Genomic DNA, 22,846 nt, shown 5'->3' with positions numbered 1-22,846 from the left:
AGACAAAATAAAACGGGGCGATTGATCGCCCCGTTTTTCTATGTTCATCGCTTACTTTTTCTTGCCGCCTTTAGCGCCGGTTTTCAACAGCTGACGCAGCTTCTTCAGCTCTTTCTGGCTCAGAGGCTGTTCGATTTCTTCTTCGGTGCTTTGATTGTCGATCTCGCCGTGGTGCAGGTCGTCCGCTTTCTTGGCCGGTTTTTCTGCCTTGACGACGGGCGCGTTGAAGCTGCTTTCCAGGCGCTGGCACACTTCCACGCTCAATGAAAATTCGTTTTCAGCGGCGGCGGCTCGGATTTTCTCCTTCAGTGCCAGAGGAATTTTAATGGTAAGTGTCGATATCTCGCTCATTTTGAAAGCCTTTCTGCAGGAAGATGCCTTCAAGCTAAGCCACTGGCGATCGGGTGTCTAGTGTGTAATAAAAATTTAATATTTCTGTAACAATAAAGGGCGGGGTAAATGCGGAGTTTTCAAGCGGGAAACAGAGGCAGGGCCCGAAATCTCGGGCCCTGTACCGGAAACCTTATTTGTAGATGATTGCGGTGCCGCTCAACATGTTGTTACCGCCGGCGGAGATAATGCGGTAGCTGCTGGCGCCCTGAGCATCTGCTTTAGCGGCCAGTTTTTTCTCCAGGCTGCTGAGGGTGGTTGCGTGGCCTGCGGAAACGACGCCGGTCGCGGTCAGGCTATCGGCCTGCTGGCTGTTGATCGGCTCAGCGGCCAAAGTGGCGAAAGAGGTCAGTGCGATAGCGGCAGCGGCTGCAAAATATTTGATGGTTTTCATGGGTGACTCCAGTCTGTTTATTTAGGAAGGAAGCCATTCGCTTCCGATGTGGTGAATAATAAAGCATCTGGGCCGATTGAAAATCTGATAATGCTGAGCAAGTGGTTCAAAATATTTGATTGATAATTTACGCATCTTTACGGCGTTTTACGCTGCGTGGTTTATTGCTGACGCGCCATGACAAAGACGCAAGGTAACATGACAGAGCGCCGGTGCGCGCTGCGGCTGGGATTTCTGGCCCCTGGCATGTAGAATGCGGCGGTCAGTTTCGCGGGTGAGTCCCTGATTATCTCCATTTTACAGAAGGTAGAAGAAATGAAGTCTGAAAATAACACTAATAACAATGACTTAAAATCATCTCCAATCGTTGTGGCGTTGGATTACGCCGATAAGAACGCTGCGCTGGCGTTCGCCGACCGTATCGATCCGCAAGACTGCCGGCTGAAAGTGGGCAAGGAAATGTTCACGCTGTTTGGGCCGCAGCTGGTGCGCGATCTGCACGGGCGCGGCTTCGACGTATTTCTTGACCTGAAATTCCACGATATTCCCAATACCACGGCGCATGCGGTAGCCGCAGCGGCCGAGCTGGGCGTTTGGATGGTCAATGTGCATGCCAGCGGCGGCGCGCGCATGATGACTGCCGCTAAAGAAGCGCTGGTGTCATACGGGGCGGATGCGCCGCTGCTGATCGCCGTCACGGTGCTGACCAGCATGGAAGCGGAAGACCTTCGCGGCATCGGCATCGAGGCCAGTCCGGCAGAACACGCCGAGCGCCTGGCGCGCCTGACCCGCGACTGCGGGCTGGACGGCGTGGTATGTTCGGCACACGAAGCGCAGCGCCTGAAGGCTGCCTGCGGGCAGGCTTTCCAACTGGTGACGCCGGGGATCCGCCCTGAAGGCAGCGCGGCGGGCGATCAGCGTCGTATTATGACGCCGGTGCAGGCGCAGGCCGCCGGCGTGGACTATATGGTGATTGGGCGTCCGATCACCCAATCTGCGGATCCGGCCGCGACGCTGCGCGCGATCCGCGCCTCTTTGGCCTGAGGAAGCGATGATGAATGACGATAACAGCCGTCTGGTGTATTCCACGGACACCGGTCGCATCAAGCAGGAAGAGGTTAAACCGCAACGCGCCAAAGGCGATGGCGTTGTGCGCATCCAGCGCCAGACCAGCGGCCGCAAGGGGAAGGGCGTGTGCCTGATTACCGGCGTCGATCTGGATGATGCCGCGCTCGACAAACTGGCGGCCGAACTGAAAAAGAAATGCGGCTGCGGCGGCTCGGTGAAAGAGGGAGTCATCGAGATCCAGGGCGATAAACGCGATCTGCTCAAACAGCTGCTGGAAGCCAAAGGCATGAAGGTCAAACTGGCGGGCGGTTGAGGCGAATCGCCATGCCGCAGTGCAATGCTGCGGCATGGCTAGAGGTTGTTGCTGCCGGGGGTTAACCCGTTAACGGCGAAAGAACTATAGACTTAAAGTAAAACAGACCTGAAATCATCGTTATTGGTTAATACGTCAAAGCGCCGAGGCGCTTTTGCCCGCCCGTCGGCGGAGGAGCATCGGGCAGGTTATTTGCCAACCTGGTGACCGATGATGCCGCCCACCGCAGCCCCACCCAGCGTGCCCAAAGCGCTGCCGTTGGTCAGCACTGCACCGCCGACTGCACCGGCGCCGGCGCCGATAGCGGTGTTGCGATCGCGTTTGGACATGTTGGAACAGGCGCTCAGTGAAAACGCCAGAGTCAGAGCCAGAGCGGCGGTGGCGAAACGTTTATTGATAATCATCATAATGACTTCTCCTTAGCATTGGCTATATGGAAGTGCCCTATAAGTATAGGCGTTAACCATAAATCAGGCCTGCTGTTGATTCCCATACGGTATCGATATAAAAAATGGCATTTTTTGTTAACGGCCGAATAATTAGCGGGTTACGGCCCAAAAGTTACCGAAGCTGAGTATAGGTTTCTCGGGAAGGATAAACAGGTAAATAGTCTTAAAATCCCGCTGCGCAAGGGAAACGGCGGGCGGCGTGGCCCGCGCGGCGCGTTATTCGTTGACCAGCTCCACCTGTACGCCCTGACGTTTCAGCTGATGCTGATACTCCAGCGCCAAACGTGAATCGGTGATCACCCGGCTGATTTGCCCCGGCTGCGCCAGCGGGTTAGGCTGGATCTGGCCGAATTTGCTGGAATCCGTCAGCACGATATTCTCCACGCCCTTGGCCAGCACCGCGCTGACCACATCGGCGCGCATCATGTCGCGGCCGGTAAAGCCGGTTTCGGCCTGAAAGCCGTCAATGCCGATAAACGCTTTGTTGAAATGCACCTGCTGAATGCACAGCCGTGTGAGCGGGCCGACCACGGTCTCGCTTTTCTTCTGGTACATGCCGCCCAACACAATCACGTCGCAGTCGGTTTCTTTGAGTAGGTTGGCGATGTAGTGGCTGACGGTGATCAGCGTAATGCGCTTGCGTTCGGCGATGTAGCGCGCCAGCAGGGCATTGGCGCTGCCGCTCTCGATAAAAATCGTCTCGCCGTCGTTGACCTGCGCGGCGGCGTACTGCGCCAATCGTTGCTTAAGGGTGAAATTGGACATCATGCGGGCGTCGACGTCGTCGCTTTCCAACGCCACGGCGGAGCCGTGCACCCGCTTCAGATAACTGCGTTTTTCCAGCAGGTTGAGATCCTGCCGGATGGTGACTTCCGAGACGCCCGAAGCGCGCGCCAGCTCATTGACGCTGATCCGGCGGCGATCGTTAACCAACTGCAATATGGTCTGTTGTCGTAAATTCATATCGGCCTGATGATGCGGCCGCCAAGGTGCGGCCACTAAGAGTCAAAGGTTTAAAGAGTATGTTCTGTGCGCGCAATAATATCATCCTGCGCCTCAGGGGATAATGCGGTAAAGAAGGCGGAATAGCCAGCTACGCGAACCACTAAATCACGATATTGGTCAGGGTGTTGCTTCGCCGCCAGCAGCGTTTCGCGCGACACGATGTTGTACTGCACATGCCAGCCGCGATAGCTCTCGAAGAAGGTGCGCAACATCAGCATCAGCTTCTCCCGATCGCGCGGGTTGTCCAGCGTCGCCGGGTTCAGCTTTTGGTTGAGCAGCACGCCGCCGAGGATCGCCTCGGTCGGCAACTTGGCGAGCGAATTAAACACCGCCGTCGGCCCCAGGTGGTCGGTGCCGGACGCCGGGCTGGCGCCTTCCGCCAGCGGCGCGTGCGCCTTGCGGCCATCCGGCGTGGCCAGGGTGGCAGCGCCGAAGGGCACGTTGGCCGAAATCGACGAGGTGCCGGCGTAATAGCCGCCGCCGATCGGCCCACGGCCGAAGCGGGTGTTGCGATACTGCTTCAGTTCTTCGATGTAGGTTCGGTAGGCGCGCACCAGCAGCCGATCGACCTCGTCCACATCGTTGCCGTATTTGGGCGCAGCGTTAAGCAGCCGCTGACGCAGCTGCTCGCCATCCAGCCCGGCGAAGTCTTCGGCCAGCGCCGTCGCCAACTGCTGCTGGCCGATCGCCCCTTGGTCGAACACCAGTTTTCGCACCGCCGCGAGGCTGTTGCCCAGGTTGGCGATGCCGACCTGCAGACCGGACACCCAATCGTATTTGGCGCCGCCTTGTTTGATGCTTTTGCCGCGTTCAATGCAGTCATCCACCAGCGCGGAGCAGAGGATATCGTGGGCGTTCTCCTCCAGCACGCTGTCCACCACGCACTCGATCTCAATTGACTTGCGCGTGTAGTAGCGGATTTGCCGATCCCAGGCGGTTAATACCTGCTCGAAATCGGCGAAGTTTCCTTTGGACAGCGCCTGTTCCTGCGGCAGGAAAATCTGCCCGGACGTGGCGTCGCGGCCTTGTTCCAGCGCCGCCAGCAGCACGCGGGCGAAGTTGATGAAGCTCATGCCGGTGCAGCGATAGCCCCATTTGCCGCCGACGGCGGTCTCGATACAGCCGATGGCGGCGTAGTCGTAAGCGTCCTGCGGTTCGACCCCCAGCTTGATGAACTCGGGAATGACGATTTCGTCGTTATTGAATGCCGGCATGCCGAAACCGCAGCGGATCACCTGTACGCAGGCGTCGAGGAAATCGGCGCTCATCCCGGCGTGGTAACGCACGCTGAGGTTGGGCTGGGTGGAGCGCAGGCGGCCGCAGGATTCGAGAATGGCGTAGGACAGCGGATTGACCGCGTCGCACGGCCGGCCATCGACCAGTTTTTGGCCGCCGATGGTGACGTTCTGGTACAGCGGGCTGCCGGCGGAGGCCTTGGAGTGCGAGCCGGAGCGGATCTTGTTGACCTCCAGCAGCTTCAGCCAGCAGCTGTGCAGCAGCTCGATGGCGTTTTCCCGCGTCAGGTTTTGCTCCAGCTCCACGTCGCGCCGATACCAGGGATAGAGATACTGATCGAGGCGGCCAAAGGAAACCGAATGGCCGTTGGATTCGATCTGCAACGTCAGCTGGATGAAATAGCACAGCTGCAGCGCCTGCCAGAAGGTTTGCGGCGGGCGATGGGCGATCCGGTCGCAGTTGTCTGCGATAGCCAGCAGCTCGGCGCGCCGCCAGTCGCGGGCTTCGTTTTGCGCCATGTCGCGCGCCAGGCGAGCGAAGCGCAGGATGTGTTCGCTCAGCGCCGTCAGCACAATATCGATAGCGTTGAGAAACTGCGCCTTGTGCAGATCTTCCCACTCGGTCAGACGCAGGCGGCTGCGGCGCGCGCGCACCTTTTCACGCAGGCCATCGAGGCCTAACTCCAGCAGCAGCGGGAAGTTGACCGCCAGATGGGCGTCGCCGGAGGTCATATTGCCCTCGGCCTTGATGATGCCGGTGGCCAGCAACGCCTTTTGTTCGTCGGTGAACATGCCGTAGCAGCGATCCTGCACCGTTTGGCCGCGCCACCAGGGGCACAGACGATGCAAAATTGCCTTGTTCTCGTCGCTGACCGAAAAACCGGCGCCCGGCCGGTCGGCCAACTGGTCTATTTCGTTTTCTATCCAGCCGACGGTGTATTCGGGGAAGATCGGCGCGGCGCGCAGCTCGCTGGCCTGGTTGCCGACGATCAGCTCGTCGTTGGCGATCCAGATGCTGCGTTTCGCCAGATGGTTGGCCAACGCCAGGGCGCGGCGCACCGGCAGCGGCTTGTCCTGATGCTGCTGATAGGCCTCGGTATAGTGCTGCGCGCGTTCGGTGCACACCGGCGGTTTGACGATGTGAATCAGCGCATTCTTATGCGCCTGGATACGGGCGCTCAGGGTAGTCAAATCCAACGTGGTCATGGTGTTATCCTCGCAAAATGGCGGTCAGGCCCTTGGCGCCGGCATACTCTTCGGCGAAGGCCAGCAGGTCGGGTGCGTCCAGTGGCGTGCGGGCGGCACGGTAGGGTTCGCCGAGCAGGTGGTACTTGTTGATGCCGAGCGTGTGGTACGGCAGAAAGTGGATCTCCGACACGCCGATCTCGTCGGCGGCGAAGTCGACGATGGTACGGACAGAGCGGCGATCGGCGTTGAAATCGGGGATCAGCGGCACGCGTACGGTCATTGGTACGCCGTGCGCCGCCAGCCGACGAAAATTGCTCATCACCCGGCGGGCGGAACCGCCGGTCCAGGCTCTGAAGCGCGCTTCGTCGGTGTGTTTGAGATCGGCCAGCAGCAGATCCAGCCACGGCAGCGAAGGGGCGATATAACGCCATGGGACGTGCAGGCAGGATTCGACGGCGGTGTGGATGCCGGCCTCGCGGCCGCGCCGCAGCAGGTCCGCCGTGATGTCCGGCTGCATAAAGGGTTCACCGCCGGACAGCGTTAAACCGCCGCCGCTGCGCAGGTAGAAAGGCTTATCCCGCATCACCTCGGCCATGATATCGTCGGGGTTGATCGGGCTGCCGCACAGGCTGAGTGCGCCGGTCGGGCAGGCGGCGGCCAGGGCGGCATAATCGTCTGCGCTAATCAGCTCGCGTTGCAGCGTCAGCGGCCCGTCGGTGCGTTGCAGCCCTTGCGGACAACGCTCGGCGCACAGCGTGCAGCCGCTCAGGCACAGACGTTCGTCAAACAGCAGGTCTGCGTGGCGCGAGCGGCTTTCCGGGTTCTGACACCACCGGCAGCTCAGCGGGCAGCCTTTTAAAAAGACCACGCTGCGGATGCCCGGGCCGTCATGGGTCGAGTAGCGCTGCACATTGAAGATCATGAGTCACCCGTTTGGCGTTGCTGTATCTTTCGCCATTAAAGATGTTTCGAATGAAAGTTGAATTGATTTTGATCAAAAGTTAGCGCGGTTTTTGCCCTATGATGATCAGAGTTTGAATCCGCCTACAGAACATGACACAGGAGTCCGTGATGGAGCTTTATCTCGATACCGCCGATGTGACCGCGGTAAAACGCCTGGCGCGCATTCTGCCGCTGCACGGCGTCACCACCAACCCGAGCATCGTGGCGAAGGAAGGCAAGCCGATCTGGGAAGTGCTGCCCGCGCTGCGCGACGCCCTCGGCGGCACCGGCAAGCTGTTCGCACAGGTGATGGCGACCGATGCGGAACGTATGGTGGCGGAGGCGGCGCTGCTCAGCCAGCGGGTACCGGGGCTGGTGGTGAAAATCCCGGCGACCGCCGAAGGGCTGGCGGCGATTAAGAAGCTTAAAACGATGTCCATTCCGACGTTGGGCACCGCGGTGTACGGCGCTGCACAGGGGCTGTTGGCGGCCTTGGCCGGGGCGGAATATGTGGCGCCTTACGTCAACCGGGTGGACGCGCAGGGCGGCGACGGCATCGAAATGGTGCACGAGCTGCAGCAGCTGTTGAGCCTGCATGCGCCGTCGGCGCAGGTGCTGGCCGCCAGTTTCAAAACGCCGCGCCAGGCGCTGGAGTGCCTGTTGGCGGGCTGCCAGGCCATCACGCTGCCGGTGGACGTCGCGGAGCAGTTCCTGAATGCGCCGGCAGTGCAGGCCGCAGTCGAGAAATTCGAACAGGATTGGCAAGGGGCGTTCGGCAGCAATTTGTTGAGCTGATAACGGCCTGATGTGTTAATTTTCTTCCCGATCGACAATTAATTTTAAAGGATGACGCATCATGGCGTCATCCTTCCGCAGTTTCGCCATTCTTCTCATGCCGCCGTCTCCCTTATGGTTTTGTGAACCGCAGTGCCATAAAGCTGTTGATTTTTCTCCCTCGAAGCTCATAGGTAGCCGAAGAGCGTGTCGACGCTGAAAATGAGCGCTATAAGCAGCAAAACTGTGCCGGAATGAGCGCGGAAGCGTGCTCGGTGAAGATGTATACTGAGCGCCGGGAAGAGCTGAAAGATATCCTGTCGACAGGTGCCGATTTTGTACCGGTGGTTGGAGATATCAAGAGCTTTGCGGAAGCGCAGAGTGCGCTGGATTATCTGGTAGCGGCGATAGGGATTATCCCAGGTGCTGGTGATGCGGCCGGTAAGGCGATCAAGGCGGCAGAGGCGGCGCTGAAGAAGGGGGATGTCGCTGAAGCGTCCAGGTTGATTAATAAGGCCAGTGATGAGGTATCGGCAACGATCCCTATGGGAAGCAAGCGTAATCCGATGAATCAACCAAGTAATCCATCTTATCAACCCGTCAGGAATCAACCAAGTACAATCGGAAACCGAGAGTATTCAGGTCATGCCTTAGATAGGATGCAGGATCGAGGAATAACTCCTTCTGTTGTTGAGAATACAATTAAAAATGGAAAGTCGACTCCTAGCCGCGGCGGAACAACAGTCCATTTTGATCCTGAAAGCAAAGTGTCAGTGGTAACGAACGAATCAGGAAGGGTGGTAACGGTTAAATATGGCGACAAATAAGAAGGATGCTATTCGTGAGTGTGCGTTTAGTTCTCTAAATAACGTTGTTAGCTTTGCTAAGTTCGTAAGCTATGCAGAGGATTTGGCTCAATTAAATGAGTTATTTGAGGATGAAAAAAGCAGAGATAATTACCTGAGAATCTGGTTTGAACTGGAAATCATCAATGCACTTGCTCTATCAGAATGGGAGGATGAAGGACGCCCAGTAGATTGGAAAACTCAGTGGGAATCAAGCTATAAAGAAGATGCTTCCGAACTAATGAATGAGCTAATGAAGATGCTGAAGTAAATATCAACAGCCTCTGCTAGGGCACTGATGCCGCTCAGCTGTTTCCGGGCAATACCGGGAAACAGCAGCAGGATGTGGCGCAGCTAAACCGGGATACCGAGCATGCCAACGACGGCAGCATCAGCCCGATATTCAACAAGGAGAAGGAACAGAACCGGCTGAAGCAGGCGCAGTTGATTGGGGAGATTGGCGGCCAGGCAATGGACGTCATCCGCACGCAGGGTGAGATTGCCGGGCTGAAGGCGCAGAAAGACCCGGCGGCGCTGGCGCAGGCCAGGGAGCAGCTTGAGAAGAGCGGGAAACCGACGAACGATGCGGCGGTGATGAAGCAGGCGTACGACAACGCGATGCGGCAATACGGCACCGGCAGCGACCTGCAGAAGGCGGCGCAGGCGGTAACGGGGGCGCTGACGGCGCTGGCGGGCAATAATCTGGCGGGCGCGCTGGCGAGCGGTGCATCGCCGTACCTGGCGACGGAAATTAAAAAGCGGGTCGGTGAAGACAATATTCTCGGGGGCGACATCTTCAAACAAATAACGGCTGGCCTCTGAACAGTACGCTGAGAGGCCGGCCGTTTCTCCTAACGGCGAGACTCAGCTGCGGCCGGCCTCTTCCCTCAGCGCGGCGCCGACCTCGTGCGCCGTAGGCTGTTCGGTGCGCAGCGCCCGGCGGATCGCGAAGAAGGCGGCGATCAGCATGGTCACCGCCACCAGCATAAAGAACCCGCACAGCGCGGCGTTGATCTGGTTGCTGAACACGATGGTTTCCATGTCTTTCAACGATTTGGCCGGCGCAATGATCGTGCCTTGCTCGATGCCGGTGGAGAACTTCTTCGCCTGCGCCAGGAAGCCGATGCTCGGTTTTTCGTGGAAGATCTTCTGCCAGCCGGCGGTCATGGAGGTCACGAACAGCCAGGCGGTCGGCAGAATAGTCACCCAGGCGTAGCGCTGCTTTTTCATCTTGAACAGCACCACGGTGCCGAGGATCAGCGCCATCGACGCCAGCATCTGGTTGCCGATACCGAACAGCGGCCACAGGGTATTGATGCCGCCGAGCGGATCGACCACGCCCTGATACACGAAGAAACCCCAACCGGCCACCGCCACCGTGGTGCCCGCCAGGTTGCCGAACCAGGAGCGGTTATTGGCCAGCTGCGGCACCGCCACGCCCACCAGGTCCTGCACCATAAAGCGGCAGGCGCGGGTGCCGGCGTCGACGGCGGTCAGGATGAACAGCGCTTCGAACAGAATGGCGAAGTGATACCAGAACGCCATCATCGCCCGGCTGTTGAACACCTCACTGATGATGTGCGCCATGCCCACGGCGAAGGTCGGGGCGCCGCCGGCGCGCGACAGGATGGCGTTCTCGCCCACCTCTTTGGCGATCAGCGCCAGCGTCTCCGGCGTGACGATAAAGCCCCAGCTGTTAATGACCTGCGAAGCATTTTCCACCGTGGTGCCGATCAGCGCCGCCGGTGAGTTCATGGCGAAGTAGACGCCCGGATCCAGCACCGAGGCGCAGATCAGCGCCATGATGGCGACGAAAGACTCCATCAGCATGGCGCCGTAACCGATAAAGCGGATGTGGCTTTCGCGCTCCACCAGCTTCGGCGTGGTGCCGCTGGAGACCAGCGCGTGGAAGCCGGAAATGGCGCCGCAGGCGATGGTGATGAACAGGAACGGGAACAGGGCACCGGCGAACACCGGGCCGCTGCCGTCGATAAAGCGCGAGACCGCCGGCATTTTCATCTCCGGCATGGCGAAGACGATGCCGATGGCCAGGCCGATGATGACGCCGATTTTCATAAAGGTGGAAAGGTAATCGCGCGGCGCCAGCAGCAGCCACACCGGCAGCACCGAGGCGACGAAGCCGTAGATCACCAGCACCCAGGTCAGGGTGGTGCCGTGCAGCGTGAAGAACGGCCCCCAATAGGGATCTTGTGCCACGTTGCCGCCGTAAACGATCGCCAGCAGCATCAGCACGAAGCCAATCACCGAAATTTCAGCGATCTTGCCCGGCCGGATAAAGCGCATGTAGATGCCCATGAACAGGGCGATCGGGATGGTGGCGGCGATGGTGAACAGCCCCCACGGGCTGTCGGCCAACGCTTTCACTACCACCAACGCCAGCGCCGACAGGATGATGATCATCACCCCCAGCGCGCCGAGCATGGTGATCACCCCGGCGAACGCCCCCAGCTCTTGCTTGGCCATTTCCCCCAGTGAACGCCCGTCGCGGCGCGTGGAGATGAACAGCACCAGAAAATCCTGCACCGCGCCGGCCAACATAACGCCGACCAGGATCCAGATGGTTCCCGGCAGGAAGCCCATCTGCGCGGCCAGGATCGGCCCCACCAGCGGCCCGGCGCCGGCGATGGCGGCGAAGTGGTGGCCGAACAGCACCCATTTGTTGGTGGGCACGTAGTCCAGGCCGTCGTTGTGGCGTTCGGCCGGGGTCAGACGGCGGTCATCCAGTTCAAAGACCTTGTCGGCGATGAACCGGCTGTAGAAGCGGTAGGCGATGCTGTAGCAGGCGACGGCGGCGACCACCAGCCAGACGGCGTTGACGTGCTCGCCGCGGCTGAGCGCCAGCATGGCGAAGGCGAAGGCGCCGACCAACGCCACCAGCAGCCAGATAAATCCGGACCTGATGTTTCTCATGAAATAACTCCTTGGCGTGCAGAGGTAAAATCGACGTTGTTATTAGGAATGACGTTTTAACAGTAGAAGTTTTGCCGCCGAACCGCGGCAGGTCGGATGAGAAATGTGAAGCAGGTAGGGTTTTAGTGTAAAAACAACGTGATGAAACACCGCTGGCGCAGGCTGCGGCCCATGCGCTTTCCGGCAGAAGTTCATTCTGCACTTTCACTTCGCATACAGCGAATCATCGCCGTTTTTTATCTGAGCACGGCGTCTGGCGGCCTATTATTTTATCTGGCGAGGCGCGCCGAAATAAAATTACTCATGCCGTGTTATACCTTTATTTCAATTCGCAATTTTATTCATTCATTAAATAAATAATAAAGCTACGAAAGGAATTTAATTATGATAAATAAAGTCATTGAAGGGTATTTACCGCAGCTTACGGCCATCCGGCATGATATTCACCAGCATCCCGAGTTGGGTTTTGAAGAATTTCGCACCAGCGATCTGGTGGCGGATTATCTAAGCTCGTGGGGCTATGAGGTACACCGCGGATTGGCGGGCACCGGCGTGGTGGGGAGGCTGCGGGTGGGCGACGGCGTTAAACGCCTCGGCCTGCGCGCCGATATGGACGCCTTGCCGATCGAGGAAAACAACGGCAAACCCTGGAGCAGCAGCGTGGCCAACCGCATGCACGCCTGCGGCCATGACGGCCATACCACCATGCTGCTCGGCGCCGCGCGTTACCTGGCGCAAACGCGCAATTTCAACGGCACGCTGCACCTGATTTTCCAACCGGCGGAAGAGATGCTGAACGGCGGCGCGCGCATGGTCGAACAGGGGCTGTTCGAGCGCTTCCCCTGCGACGCCATCTTCGCCATGCACAACATGCCGGGGATGCCGCTCGGCGAGTTCTTCTTCCAGCACGGCCCGTTTATGGCCTCGATGGATCAGTTCAACGTGCGGGTGCAGGGGCGCGGCGGCCACGGTGCCATTCCGCAACTGACGGTCGATCCGGTGGTGGTGGCTTCGCATATCACCGTCGCGCTGCAGAGCATCGTTTCGCGCAATATCGATCCGCTGGAAGCGGCGGTGATCACCGTTGGCAGCATCAAGGCCGGCGAGGCGGCCAACGTGATCCCGGACAGCGCGGAGATGAAGCTCAGCGTACGCTCGCTGGATCGCCAGGCGCGCGCTACGCTGCTGGCGCGCATTCCGGCGCTGATCGAAGCGCAGGCGGCAAGCTTCGGCGCCCACGCGACGGTGGAACACGTTAACGGCACGCCGGTGTTGGTCAACGACGAAGCGATGACCCGTTTCGCCCATCGCGTGGCGCAGCAGCAGTTCGGCGCCGCCCGCGCACACTACGGCGCCAGGCCGCTGATGGGCAGCGAAGACTTCGCCTTTATGCTTGATGCGCATCCGCAAGGCTGCTACCTGATCATCGGCAACGGCGACGGCGAAGGGAGCTGCATGGTGCATAACCCGGGATATGACTTTAACGATGGGTGTCTGGCGGCCGGCAGCCAGTATTGGGGAGCGTTGGCGGAAGCGTATTTAAAATAAATTCGAAGAATAATAACAGGGAAGATAATGATGAGTGAAAATACGGCGGCGACGCAACCAACAATAAACGCGCCTGCGAGGGTAGGCGGCAAGAAAGTGATATTTGCCGCCTCCTTCGGCAATGCGCTGGAGTTTTTCGATTTCGGAATCTATAACTTCTTCGTTATTTATATCAGCGTATTGTTTTTTCCCCCCTCGAGCGATCCCAATTTGGCGTTGCTGTTGGCGTTCGCCACGTTTGGCGTCAGTTTTTTCATGCGGCCGCTGGGCGGCATTCTGATCGGCGCCTATGCCGATCGCCATGGCCGCAAGCCGGCGATGATCCTGACGATTTCACTGATGAGCCTCGGCACGGCGATGATCGGCTTTGCGCCGACCTACGCCAGCGCCGGTTATTGGGGAACCGTCACGCTGGTGGCGGCGCGTTTGATCCAGGGCGTGGCGGCGGGCGGCGAGGTGGGCGCATCGATGTCGTTGCTGGTGGAGTCGGCGCCAGCTAACCGGCGAGGCTTCTATTCCAGCTGGTCGCTGGCGACACAGGGCATCGCCACCGTGGTCGGCGGCGTCACCGCGCTGGCGCTCAGCACGGCGTTGCCGGCGATCTCCGGCGAGCCGAATGCCATGGCCGAGTGGGGATGGCGCATTCCGTTCTTTATCGGTGTGGCGCTGGCGCCGCTCGGTTGCTGGCTGCGTCTCGGATTGGAAAGCGACCGGCTGCCGGTGTCGCGGGCCCATGAACCGCCGGCGCAGCTGCGACGGCACTCGCGGGCGGTGGTGCTCGGCGTGATGCTGACCATTGGCGCCACCGTCGCCACTTACATCTCGATGTATTATCTCGGCACTTACGCGGTGAAATACTTAGGCATGCCGCAGGCCTACGGCTATGCCGCGATGCTGCTGGCGGGGCTGGTGACCTTCGGCGGCAGCCTGTTGGTTGGGCACTGGTGCGATCGCTATGGCCGCTTGCCACTGATACGAGGCTCGCGCATCGCTATCTTGATCGTGGCCTTGCCGGCGTTTTGGTGGCTGAGCGCCGCGCCGCATCCGGCGGTGCTGCTGCTGATTGTCGCGATATTGGTCGGATTGACCACGCTCGGCTCGGTGCCGACCATGCTGATGATTTCGGAGCTGTTTCCGCAGCGCATTCGCGCATTGGGGTTTGCGTTGGTCTACAGCCTCGGCGTGGCGATTTTCGGCGGCTTCGCCCAATATATCGCCTCGCAGTCGATCGCGTTGAGCGGCTCGCTGCTGGCGCCCGCCGTCTACCTGATGCTGGCGACGCTGGCTTCGTTGGCGGTGCTGCCATTGCTGCGTGAAACCGGCGGTAACCCATTGCGTTAGCGAGCGCGGACGAAAAAAAACGCCGGCGGTTTTCACCGTCGGCGTTTGGCGTCGCTACCGTTTCAGGCTGGCGTTCAGGCCGCCGGCCGGGCGATCACGCTGCGGGTTTCCATGCGCACTTCGGCGATGGTGACCTGCAAGGTATCGCTTTGGCGATAAACTACTTCGCCTTTGATCTGCACGGTGCCGGTTTCCTGGCTGCACTGCATCTCGTCACGCACCGCGTGAATAAACGGCGCCGGGATGAAGGCAACCGCGCCGTTGTCCAGCAGGCGTACGCGCAGGCCGCCGCGTGTCACGTCGATGATCTCGGCGTTGAAGCGGGTATCGGTACCGGCCTTGTCCTGCAGGAAGCGGGCGTACAGCCAGTCGCCGACGTCGCGTTCCGCCATGCGGTTCAGGCGGCGGCGTTCCGCCAGCTGCACCGTCACGTCATCCTGCGGTTTTTCCGCCGGCTGCTGGTTGATGATCGCCTTCAGCAGGCGGTGGTTGACCATATCGCCGTATTTACGGATCGGCGATGTCCAGGTGGCGTAAGCCTCCAGCCCCAGACCGAAGTGTGGCCCCGGCGTAGTGCTGATCTCGGCGAAGGTCTGGAAGCGGCGGATGCGGCTGTCGAGGAACTGGGTCGGCTGCGCATCCAGGTGGCGGCGCAGTTCGCAGAAACCGTCGAGGGTCAGCAGCTTCTCGGCTTCGGCTTCGACGCCGTTGGCCTGCAGTACGGTGACCGCTTGCTCAACCAGCGCAGGATCGAAACCGGTGTGCACGTTGTACACGCCGAAGCCCAGGCGATCGCGCAGCACGATGGCGGCGCAGACGTTGGCGGCGATCATGCACTCTTCAACGATGCGGTTGGCGCTGCGGCGCTGCTCGGTAACGATCTCCAGTACGTCGCCTTTTTCACCCAGCACGAAGCGGTAGTCCGGGCGATCTTTGAATACCAGCGCATGCTGGTGGCGCCAGGCGTTGCGCGCGTCGCAAACGCGTTTCAGCAGGGTGATCTGTTGCGCGATGGCGTCGCTCGGCGGTTGCCAGCCGGCAATGCCGTCCAGCCAGTCGGAGACTTCGTCGTACACCAGTTTGGCTTTGGATTCGATCTCGGCGGCGAAGAACTGAATATCTTCGCCCAGCGCGCCGTCGGCGGCGATGGTCACGCGGCAAGCCAGCACCTGACGGCGCTCGTTAGGGCGCAGCGAGCACAGGTTGTCCGACAGATCGCGCGGCAGCATCGGGATGTTGAAGCCCGGCAGATAGTTGGTGAAGGCGCGCACGCGGGCGATATCGTCCAGCTTGCTGCCTTGTTCTACGTAGGCAGTAGGATCGGCGATGGCGATGGTCAACTGCAGCGAACCGTCACCGTTGTCGGTCACGTACAGCGCATCGTCCATGTCTTCGGTGCTGGCGCTGTCGATGGTGACGAATTCTAGCGCGGTCAGATCTTCACGCACCAGCTCAGAGTCCGGCTCGCTGAGGGCCTGCATCTCCGGCGCCTCTTTTTCCAGGTTGTGACGCGCCAGCGTCACCCACCACGGGGCGAAATGGTCTTCACCGTCGGTGATAAACTGGGTCAGGTCGGCGTTGAAGCCGCGATCGCCTTTCAGCGGATGGCGGCGCATTTCCGCCACCGCCCAGTCGCCGGCCTGGAAGTTGTGGGTCAGTTCACGCACCGGGCGGCACGGAATCGCGTCTTTCAGCAACGGATGATCGGGCACGATGGACAGACGATCGTCGCGCTTTTGCACGCGGCCGACAAAGCGCGACAGGAATGGCTCGACCAGGGTTTCCGGCTCGGCGATTTCGCGCTCTTTCTCGGTGTGCAGGGTGGCGATAATGCGATCCCCGTGCATGACTTTCTTCATGTACGGCGGCGGAATGAAGTAGCTTTTTTGACCGTCTACTTCAAGAAAGCCAAAGCCTTTCTCAGTCCCTTTCACTACGCCTTCAACGCGCGGGGTCTGAGAGTGAAGTTGCTGTTTTAGCTGCGCCAGCAGCGGGTTATCTTGAAACATATCGTCCAGTGAATGGGTTGTGAGTGGCAAGATTTGCGGCTGACAGTTTTACGCGAATCACCCGCTGCGAGCAAGCCTAACGTCACGGAACCCCGCGTTGCCGCGCGATTTTGCGCAAGATTGGTCAATCGGAGGGCGAACGATGAAAAACCCCGGCGCGCAGGCCGGGGTGAAGGAGGGGGCAATCAGTCCTGCAGCGGCGTCGGCTGCAGGATTTCAATCCAGTAATCGTCCGGATCGCGAATGAACGCGACGTAGTTCATGCGGCCTTCATGCAGGCGTTTCTGGAAGGTGACGCCCAGGCGCTCAAAACGCTCGCAGGCGGCGCGCACGTCCGGCACCGTGACGCACAGGTGGCCAAAGCCGCGCGGCTCGCCGTTGCCGTTGTGGTAATGGAAATCCGCCTGATTTTCGGTGCCGTGGTTATGGGTCAGCTCGAGAATGCCCGGTTGGCTCAGCGCCCAGCGTTTGCGTTCGTCGTCATCCTGCGGGATCTGCTCGCGCGGGCTGCGCGTCAGGTAGCAGATGGTGAAGGCGGCCTCTTTGAATTCTTCCAGATAGACCGGGGTAAAACCCAGTACGCGAGTGTAGAAATCCAGCGCTTTGGTCAGGTCTTTCACGCGGATCATGGTGTGGTTGAACACGTAACCGTCGGTTACCGCGTCCGGTTGGGCCGCCACGCCGGGCAGCGTCAGTAAATCATTCAGTGGCATCAGTGATCCTCCTCAGGGTGTCGACAGACTGTAGGTGAAATCGATGCTAATCTAAAGTGATTGTTTTTAACTAAAACGCTAACTAAAAGTGAATGATAGATGAAGCTGAGCCAGCTGAAGTTTTTCTGCACCGTGGTGGAACACAAAACCATCGCCGCCGCCGCCCGTGAGCTGCACTGCGTGCCTTCCAACGTTACGCTGCGGCTGCGCGAGCTGGAAGAGACGTTGGGCGGCGAGCTGTTTTTCCGCGATAAAAACCGGCTGTACGTCAATCCCAAAGGCCGGCTGTTCTACCAACAGGCGCGCGACATCGTGGCGCAGGCGGAGCGCAGCAAGCAGCTGTTCGCCGGAGAACATCAGCATGGGCTGCTGAACCTCGGGGCGCTGGATTTCTCGCTGGTCAGCCATTTGCCGGCGCGCATCGCCCGGCTGCGCCGTTTACAACCCCATCTGCAGATCAACGTGCTCAGCCGCGATTCATTGGTGCTGGAGCGCATGCTGATCGACAGTGCCCTCGATCTGGCGATCACCGACGGCCCGATTGAACATCCGTTGCTGGCCAGCCAAAAGGCGTTTGACGAACAGCTGGTGATGCTGATGCCGGCCGATGCCGGGCAGCCCGATGCCGCCACGCTGGCGGCGCTGGAATTTTACACGTTCAGCCGCGAATGTTCGTTTCGCCTGAAGGTGGATCACTGGCTGGCCTCGCGCGGGCTGAAACCGCGCATGACGCTGGAAATGGAGTCTTATGCCGCGATGGCGGCCTGCGTGCAGGCAGGTTGCGGCGTCGCTTGCGTGCCGGGTTCTTTGCTGCCGCAGATTTTGCCCGCTCCGGGGCTGAAGGTGGTGGAAATGGGCGAGGAGGGCGTGAGCGATCTGTACTTCGTCTGGCGACGGCATCAGCTGTCCGACGAATTACAGACCATCCTGGAAATATTGGCGCGCCCGGCGTGAACCGGGCGCGCGTTTTCAGGCAATGCGCAGCGAGGGTTGCTGTTCGCTGCGGCGAATCGCCACCGGGATCGACTTCGACGTCGGGGTGCCGGTGCCGTCGCCGAAGCTGGCCAGCGGCACCAGCGGGTTGGTTTCCGGGTAGTAGGCCGCCAGGTTGCCACGCGGAATGTCGTAACTCACCAGCTTGAATCCGTCCACTTTACGCACCACGCCATCGTTCCACAGGGTCTCTATCTCAACCCGTTCGCCATCCTGCAGGCCCAGCGCCGCCAGATCTTCCGGATGGATGAACAACACTTCGCGCTGGCCGTAAACGCCGCGGTAGCGGTCATCCAGGCCATAGATAGTGGTGTTGTACTGATCGTGCGAGCGCAGCGTTTGCAGGGTAAACGGCGCTTGCACGTCGCCCAGTTGCGGGAACAGGGTCGCTGGCAGCGCGGCGGCGCTGAATTCCGCCTTGCCGCTCGGCGTGGCGAAGCGCAGTTCGGCGGCGGCATTGCCCAGGTAGAATCCGCCGGGCTGCTCGCAGCGACGGTTGAAATCCTCAAAGCCGGGAATGGTGGCGGCGATATGATCGCGGATCAGCGAGTAGTCGTCGGCCAACTCCAGCCAGTCCAGCTGCTGCGTGCCCAGCACCGCGTCGGCGATGCCGCAGACGATCGCCGTTTCCGAACGTTGGGTATCCGCCAGCGGTTTGCCGATGCCTTCCGAAGCGTGAACCATGCTGAAAGAATCTTCGACCGTGATGTACTGCGAGCCGCTGGCCTGCATGTCCAATTCGGTGCGGCCCAGCGTCGGCAGGATCAACGCGTCTTTGCCGGTCACCAGGTGGCTGCGGTTAAGTTTGGTGCTGATGTGTACCGTCAAATCGCAGTTGCGCAGGGCGCGGGCGGTGCGCTCGGTGTCCGGCGCCGCGGCGGCCAGATTGCCGCCCAGCGCGATCAGCACTTTCACTTCGCCGCGCAACATCGCTTCGATCGCTTCCACCGTGTTGTGGCCCACCGCGCGATTGGCGGTGAAGTTAAAGTGGCGTTCCAGGCTGTCGAGCAGCGCCTTGGGCGACTTCTCGTCAATTCCCATGGTGCGGTTGCCCTGGACGTTGCTGTGGCCGCGCACCGGACACAGACCGGCGCCCGGTTTGCCCAGTTGCCCGAACAGCAGCTGCAGGTTGGTGATTTCACGCACCGTCGCAATCGAGTGCTTATGCTGAGTCACGCCCATCGCCCAGGTGCAGATCACCCGCTCGGCGCCCTGGTAAGTGGCCGCCGCCTGGCGCAATTGCGCCTCGCTCAGGCCCGACTGCGCGGTAATGGTCTGCCACTCGGTCGCATCCACCTGCGCCAGGTATGCCTCTACGCCGACGCTGTGCCGTTCGATAAACGCCAGGTCGAACAGGGGTGGCTCACCGGCGGCCAGCCGCTGGCGGTGGGTTTCCAGCAGCGCTTTCACCATGCCGCGCACCGCCGCCATATCGCCGCCCAGATTCGGTTGGTAATAGGAGGAACTGATCGGCGAGGATTTTGGCGTCAGCATCTGCACCGGATCCTGCGGATCGGCGAATCTTTCCAGCCCGCGCTCGCGCAGGGTGTTGAAACTGACGATGCGCGCGCCGCGTCGGGCGGCGTTTTTCAGGCTGTGAAGCATGCGCGGGTGGTTGGTGCCGGGGTTTTGACCGAACACGAAGATGGCGTCGGCTTTTTCGAAGTCATCGATGCGGATGGTGCCTTTGCCGACGCCGATGCTTTGCTTCAGCCCGACGCCGCTCGCCTCGTGACACATGTTGGAGCAGTCGGGGAAATTGCTGGTGCCGAGCATGCGGCCGAACAGTTGATAAAGGTACGACGCTTCGTTGCTGGCGCGGCCCGAGGTATACAGCTCGATTTGGTTCGGGTTGTCCATTGCGTTGATGTGCCTGGCGATCAGCGCCAGCGCGTCCGGCCAATGAATAGGCTCATAGTGGTCGGTTTCGGCGTTGTAGCGCATCGGATGCGTGAGGCGCCCCTGATATTCGAGGAAATAGTCGCTCTGCTGCTGTAGGGTGCTGACGCTGTGCGCGGCGAAGAACTCAGGCTCGACGGCGCTGCGCGTCGCTTCCCAACTGACCGCCTTGGCGCCGTTTTCACAGAAGCTGAAGGTGCTGTGGTTGTCGTCGCCCCAGGCGCAACCGGGGCAGTCGAAGCCGCGCGCCTTGTTGACGCGCATCAGGTTGCGCATGTTTTTTAGGGTTTGTTTACTGTCGAGGACAAAGCGGGTGGTGGCTTCAAGCGAACCCCAGCCGCCCGCTGGGCCGGTATAAGGCTTGATTGACGGTTTGAATTTCATGGTGACACTTCGCAGGTGGTTGTAGCTAAAAAGTAAACGCTTTTTTATGCGTCTTGCGTATTTATGTCACAAGTTTAGGGGCGCGGCAGGCAGGCGTCTAATCGAATGGGGCAATGGCGGCATAGAGCATATCTATCGCAGGCGGACGCTGACCTAAACAAATGGTTGCATAAAGACACCCGCTGCAAAAGAGTAATGGTTTCGCCTGAAAGTGAATTCATGCAGTCTATCTCGCGGATTATATTGGCATTTTATTTAGCCTGAGGGCCTGAGGAACACAGCGTGAAGCGTTCAGTATCAGTGGTGATCGGCGGTATCTTACTGCCTTTAGCGGCGCAGGCGGCGGAAACGGCGTCCCATTTTCCCACCATGACCCCACCGGCGATAGACGCCGCCTCTTACGTATTGATGGATTACACCACCGGCCAGGTGCTGGCTGCCGGCAATGCCGACGAGCGGCGCAATCCGGCCAGCCTGACCAAACTGATGACCGGTTTGGTGATCGATCATGCGCTCGATGAGCATAAGATTAGCCTCGACGATGTCGTCACCGTGGGGAAAGACGCCTGGGCGCAGGGCAACCCGGTGTTCAAAGGCTCCTCGCTGATGTTCCTGAAGCCTGGTGACAGGGTCACGGTACGCGATCTCAGCCGCGGCATCATCATCGATTCCGGCAACGACGCCTGCGTGGCGATGGCGGACTATGTGGCGGGCAGCCAGGCCAACTTCGTCAAGCTGATGAACGAGAAGAGCGCGCAGCTGGGCCTGCAGAACACCCATTTCGAAACGGTACACGGGCTGGATGCGCCGGGGCAGTTCACCACCGCCGGCGATCTGGCGGTGATTGCGCGCGCTATCATCATGAGCGAGCCGGCGGAATACCATATGTACAGCGAGAAATCGCTGACCTGGAACGGCATCACGCAGCAGAACCGCAACGGCCTGCTGTGGGACAAGACCCTGCACGTCGACGGCCTGAAAACCGGGCACACCGCCTCGGCCGGCTTCAACATCATCGCCTCCGCCACCGAAGGAGATCGCCGCCTGATCGCCGTGGTGATGGGCGGCAAAAGTTCAAAAGGCCGCGAGGAACAGGCGCGCAAGCTGCTGAGCTGGGGGCTGCGCGACTTTAGCACGGTACACCTGTTCAGCGCCGGCCAGAGCCTGGGGGAAGAGCCGATCTGGTATGGTGAAAGCCACCGCTTGCCGGTCGGCAGCGCGCAGGACCAGTCGCTCAGCCTGCCGAAAAACGAGGCGGACAAGCTGAAGGCGCAGTACGTGCTCAACGTTGCGCGGCTGGAAGCGCCGATCAACAAAGGACAAATCGTCGGCGAGATCCGCATCAGCGACAATGGTCAGGTGGTGAAAACCCTGCCACTGGTGGCGCTGCGGGCGGTGCCGCAGGGCGGGGTGTTCTCCCGCCTGGCGGATTACGTGAAGCTCAAACTCTGACTCACCGGGCGGGCGACGGCGCCCGGTGGTATACTGGTGCGAATGCCGATCATTGAGCCGCGCTATGGATATTAAACAACTGATTTATCTGTGTAATTTAGAACGGGAGCGCCACTTCGGCCGGGCGGCGGAAGCCAGCTTCGTCAGCCAGCCGACGCTGTCCATGCGATTGAAAAATCTGGAAAAAGAACTGGGCGTTTCGCTGATTAACCGCGGCAACCATTTCGGCGGCTTTACCGCCGAGGGCGAACGGGTGTTGGCGTGGGCGCGCGAGATCGTCTCGGTCTACCAAGGGCTGAAACTGGAGGTGGAGTCGCTCAAGCACGGCTTGCACGGCACGTTGCGCCTCGGCGTGGTGCCGCAGTGCAGCATCTCGGTGGCGGAAATGCTCAAGGCGGTCAGCGAACGTTATCCCCATCTTGATTATCGGTTGGCGGTGCTGAGCGCCGATCAGCTGCTGGAGGCGCTGACGGCGCACACCGTAGATATCGGCATCGGCTTTTTCGAGCTGTCGACCTTGAAAGAACTGCATTTCCAATCGCAGCCGCTGGTGGAAACCGGCGTCGAGCTGGTGTTTCATCCGCAGCATTTCCCTAAGCTGGTGGGGGATGCGCCGTTGCCGCTGGAGGCGGTGGCCGCCTTGCCGCTGTGTCTGGCCGAGCCGACGCGTTATTTCCGCCGCTATCTCGATCAGCATTTCCGTGACGCTGGATTGACGCTGCACCCGCGGCTGGAAACTACCTCTATCTTCCAACTGCTGGAGGGGATTTTCGTCGGGTTGGGCTGCGGGTTGTTCCCGCGCGGCCAACTGCAATCGCCGCTGATGCCGGCATTGCAGCGGCGTCCGGTGGCCATCGCCGCCATGCCGCGTCATGCGGCGGTGGTGGTCGATATGTCGGAGCGCGCCACGCCGTTGGCGCAGAAGTTTTTCGATGCCGCCAGCGAGTGGTTGCGGCGGCAAAATGGATAGAAA

General features: G+C 60.1%; 20 protein-coding genes and 1 pseudogene. 11 read left to right on the top strand and 10 right to left on the bottom strand.

All coding sequences use genetic code 11. The features are described from left to right. Nucleotides 1-51: 51 nt before the first annotated feature. The gene (locus tag EDY99_RS10190) at nt 52-351 is read right to left on the bottom strand and encodes a hypothetical protein (RefSeq protein WP_033643255.1); all 300 of its coding nucleotides are present in this window, start codon (nt 349-351) and stop codon (nt 52-54) included. A gap of 172 nt (nt 352-523) precedes the next feature. Further along, on the bottom strand, nt 524-784 hold the full coding sequence (locus EDY99_RS10185; RefSeq protein ID WP_033643254.1) for a YdgH/BhsA/McbA-like domain containing protein: 261 nt from the start codon (nt 782-784) through the stop codon (nt 524-526). 315 nt (nt 785-1,099) lie between these two features. On the opposite strand from EDY99_RS10185, the gene pyrF reads away from it, so the two are divergent. Both pyrF and yciH read left to right on the top strand, forming a co-directional pair. Continuing rightward, the gene (pyrF, locus tag EDY99_RS10180) at nt 1,100-1,828 is read left to right on the top strand and encodes an orotidine-5'-phosphate decarboxylase (protein ID WP_046898957.1); all 729 of its coding nucleotides are present in this window, start codon (nt 1,100-1,102) and stop codon (nt 1,826-1,828) included. A 10-nt stretch (nt 1,829-1,838) separates the two neighbouring features. Next, nucleotides 1,839-2,165, top strand: a complete 327-nt coding sequence (gene yciH, locus EDY99_RS10175) for a stress response translation initiation inhibitor YciH (RefSeq protein ID WP_004930637.1) — start codon at nt 1,839-1,841, stop codon at nt 2,163-2,165. Between the two features lie 188 nt (nt 2,166-2,353). Here yciH and osmB read toward each other — a convergent pair whose 3' ends face one another. From osmB to EDY99_RS10155, 4 genes are all read right to left on the bottom strand, one after another. Further along, nucleotides 2,354-2,572 (bottom strand): osmotically-inducible lipoprotein OsmB, encoded by a 219-nt coding sequence (gene osmB / locus EDY99_RS10170; RefSeq protein ID WP_004930634.1) that lies wholly within the window; start codon nt 2,570-2,572, stop codon nt 2,354-2,356. Between the two features lie 258 nt (nt 2,573-2,830). Continuing rightward, a complete protein-coding gene (locus EDY99_RS10165) occupies nt 2,831-3,577 on the bottom strand; it encodes a DNA-binding transcriptional regulator YciT (RefSeq protein WP_004930631.1) in 747 nt (248 codons plus the stop codon). A gap of 50 nt (nt 3,578-3,627) precedes the next feature. Continuing rightward, the gene (locus EDY99_RS10160) at nt 3,628-6,060 is read right to left on the bottom strand and encodes a formate C-acetyltransferase/glycerol dehydratase family glycyl radical enzyme (RefSeq protein ID WP_123061732.1); all 2,433 of its coding nucleotides are present in this window, start codon (nt 6,058-6,060) and stop codon (nt 3,628-3,630) included. A gap of 4 nt (nt 6,061-6,064) precedes the next feature. Continuing rightward, on the bottom strand, nt 6,065-6,964 hold the full coding sequence (locus EDY99_RS10155; protein ID WP_122016341.1) for a glycyl-radical enzyme activating protein: 900 nt from the start codon (nt 6,962-6,964) through the stop codon (nt 6,065-6,067). Nucleotides 6,965-7,113: 149 nt separating this feature from the next. Here EDY99_RS10155 and fsa point away from each other — a divergent pair, with 149 nt between their 5' ends. The 4 genes and pseudogenes from fsa to EDY99_RS10135 form a co-directional block, all read left to right on the top strand. Then, complete coding sequence (gene fsa / locus EDY99_RS10150; RefSeq protein WP_047026015.1) at nt 7,114-7,779, top strand: fructose-6-phosphate aldolase; 666 nt, start codon at nt 7,114-7,116, stop codon at nt 7,777-7,779. A 260-nt stretch (nt 7,780-8,039) separates the two neighbouring features. Continuing rightward, entirely contained in the window at nt 8,040-8,585 is a 546-nt protein-coding gene (locus EDY99_RS10145) for a DUF4258 domain-containing protein (RefSeq protein WP_232094612.1), read from the top strand. After that, nucleotides 8,572-8,874 (top strand): hypothetical protein, encoded by a 303-nt coding sequence (locus tag EDY99_RS10140; RefSeq protein ID WP_033640149.1) that lies wholly within the window; start codon nt 8,572-8,574, stop codon nt 8,872-8,874. The genes EDY99_RS10145 and EDY99_RS10140 overlap by 14 nt, the downstream gene beginning before the upstream one ends. Before the next feature lie 56 nt (nt 8,875-8,930). Further along, nucleotides 8,931-9,383: pseudogene (locus EDY99_RS10135) on the top strand (hypothetical protein); the annotation flags it as partial. A gap of 84 nt (nt 9,384-9,467) precedes the next feature. On the opposite strand, the gene EDY99_RS10130 reads toward EDY99_RS10135, so the two are convergent. Then, nucleotides 9,468-11,534, bottom strand: coding sequence for a carbon starvation CstA family protein (locus EDY99_RS10130; RefSeq protein WP_060660650.1), 2,067 nt, complete (start codon nt 11,532-11,534; stop codon nt 9,468-9,470). Nucleotides 11,535-11,918: 384 nt separating this feature from the next. Here EDY99_RS10130 and EDY99_RS10125 point away from each other — a divergent pair, with 384 nt between their 5' ends. Next, entirely contained in the window at nt 11,919-13,082 is a 1,164-nt protein-coding gene (locus tag EDY99_RS10125; protein ID WP_042784658.1) for a M20 aminoacylase family protein, read from the top strand. Nucleotides 13,083-13,112: 30 nt separating this feature from the next. Beyond that, complete coding sequence (locus EDY99_RS10120; RefSeq protein ID WP_123061731.1) at nt 13,113-14,423, top strand: MFS transporter; 1,311 nt, start codon at nt 13,113-13,115, stop codon at nt 14,421-14,423. Between the two features lie 74 nt (nt 14,424-14,497). Here the strand turns inward: EDY99_RS10120 and EDY99_RS10115 are convergent, their stop codons facing one another. Continuing rightward, on the bottom strand, nt 14,498-16,432 hold the full coding sequence (locus EDY99_RS10115; protein ID WP_033643246.1) for an exoribonuclease II: 1,935 nt from the start codon (nt 16,430-16,432) through the stop codon (nt 14,498-14,500). Nucleotides 16,433-16,617: 185 nt separating this feature from the next. Continuing rightward, on the bottom strand, nt 16,618-17,145 hold the full coding sequence (gene gloA, locus EDY99_RS10110) for a lactoylglutathione lyase (RefSeq protein ID WP_019452681.1): 528 nt from the start codon (nt 17,143-17,145) through the stop codon (nt 16,618-16,620). A 99-nt stretch (nt 17,146-17,244) separates the two neighbouring features. Between gloA and EDY99_RS10105 the strand changes: the two genes are divergently transcribed. Further along, nucleotides 17,245-18,099 (top strand): LysR family transcriptional regulator, encoded by an 855-nt coding sequence (locus tag EDY99_RS10105; protein ID WP_089197113.1) that lies wholly within the window; start codon nt 17,245-17,247, stop codon nt 18,097-18,099. 15 nt (nt 18,100-18,114) lie between these two features. Here EDY99_RS10105 and EDY99_RS10100 read toward each other — a convergent pair whose 3' ends face one another. Next, nucleotides 18,115-20,421 (bottom strand): FdhF/YdeP family oxidoreductase, encoded by a 2,307-nt coding sequence (locus EDY99_RS10100; RefSeq protein WP_033650271.1) that lies wholly within the window; start codon nt 20,419-20,421, stop codon nt 18,115-18,117. Between the two features lie 282 nt (nt 20,422-20,703). Here EDY99_RS10100 and dacD point away from each other — a divergent pair, with 282 nt between their 5' ends. Both dacD and EDY99_RS10090 read left to right on the top strand, forming a co-directional pair. After that, nucleotides 20,704-21,873 (top strand): serine-type D-Ala-D-Ala carboxypeptidase DacD, encoded by a 1,170-nt coding sequence (gene dacD / locus EDY99_RS10095; RefSeq protein WP_089197111.1) that lies wholly within the window; start codon nt 20,704-20,706, stop codon nt 21,871-21,873. Nucleotides 21,874-21,937: 64 nt separating this feature from the next. After that, entirely contained in the window at nt 21,938-22,843 is a 906-nt protein-coding gene (locus tag EDY99_RS10090; RefSeq protein WP_033643241.1) for a LysR family transcriptional regulator, read from the top strand. The last annotated feature ends 3 nt before the right edge of the window (nt 22,844-22,846 follow it).

Source organism: Serratia sp. LS-1, from assembly GCF_003719595.1.
Lineage (GTDB): Bacteria > Pseudomonadota > Gammaproteobacteria > Enterobacterales > Enterobacteriaceae > Serratia > Serratia ureilytica.
Note: the sequence above shows the minus strand (reverse complement) of the source record. Positions and strands in the feature narration are given on the sequence as shown.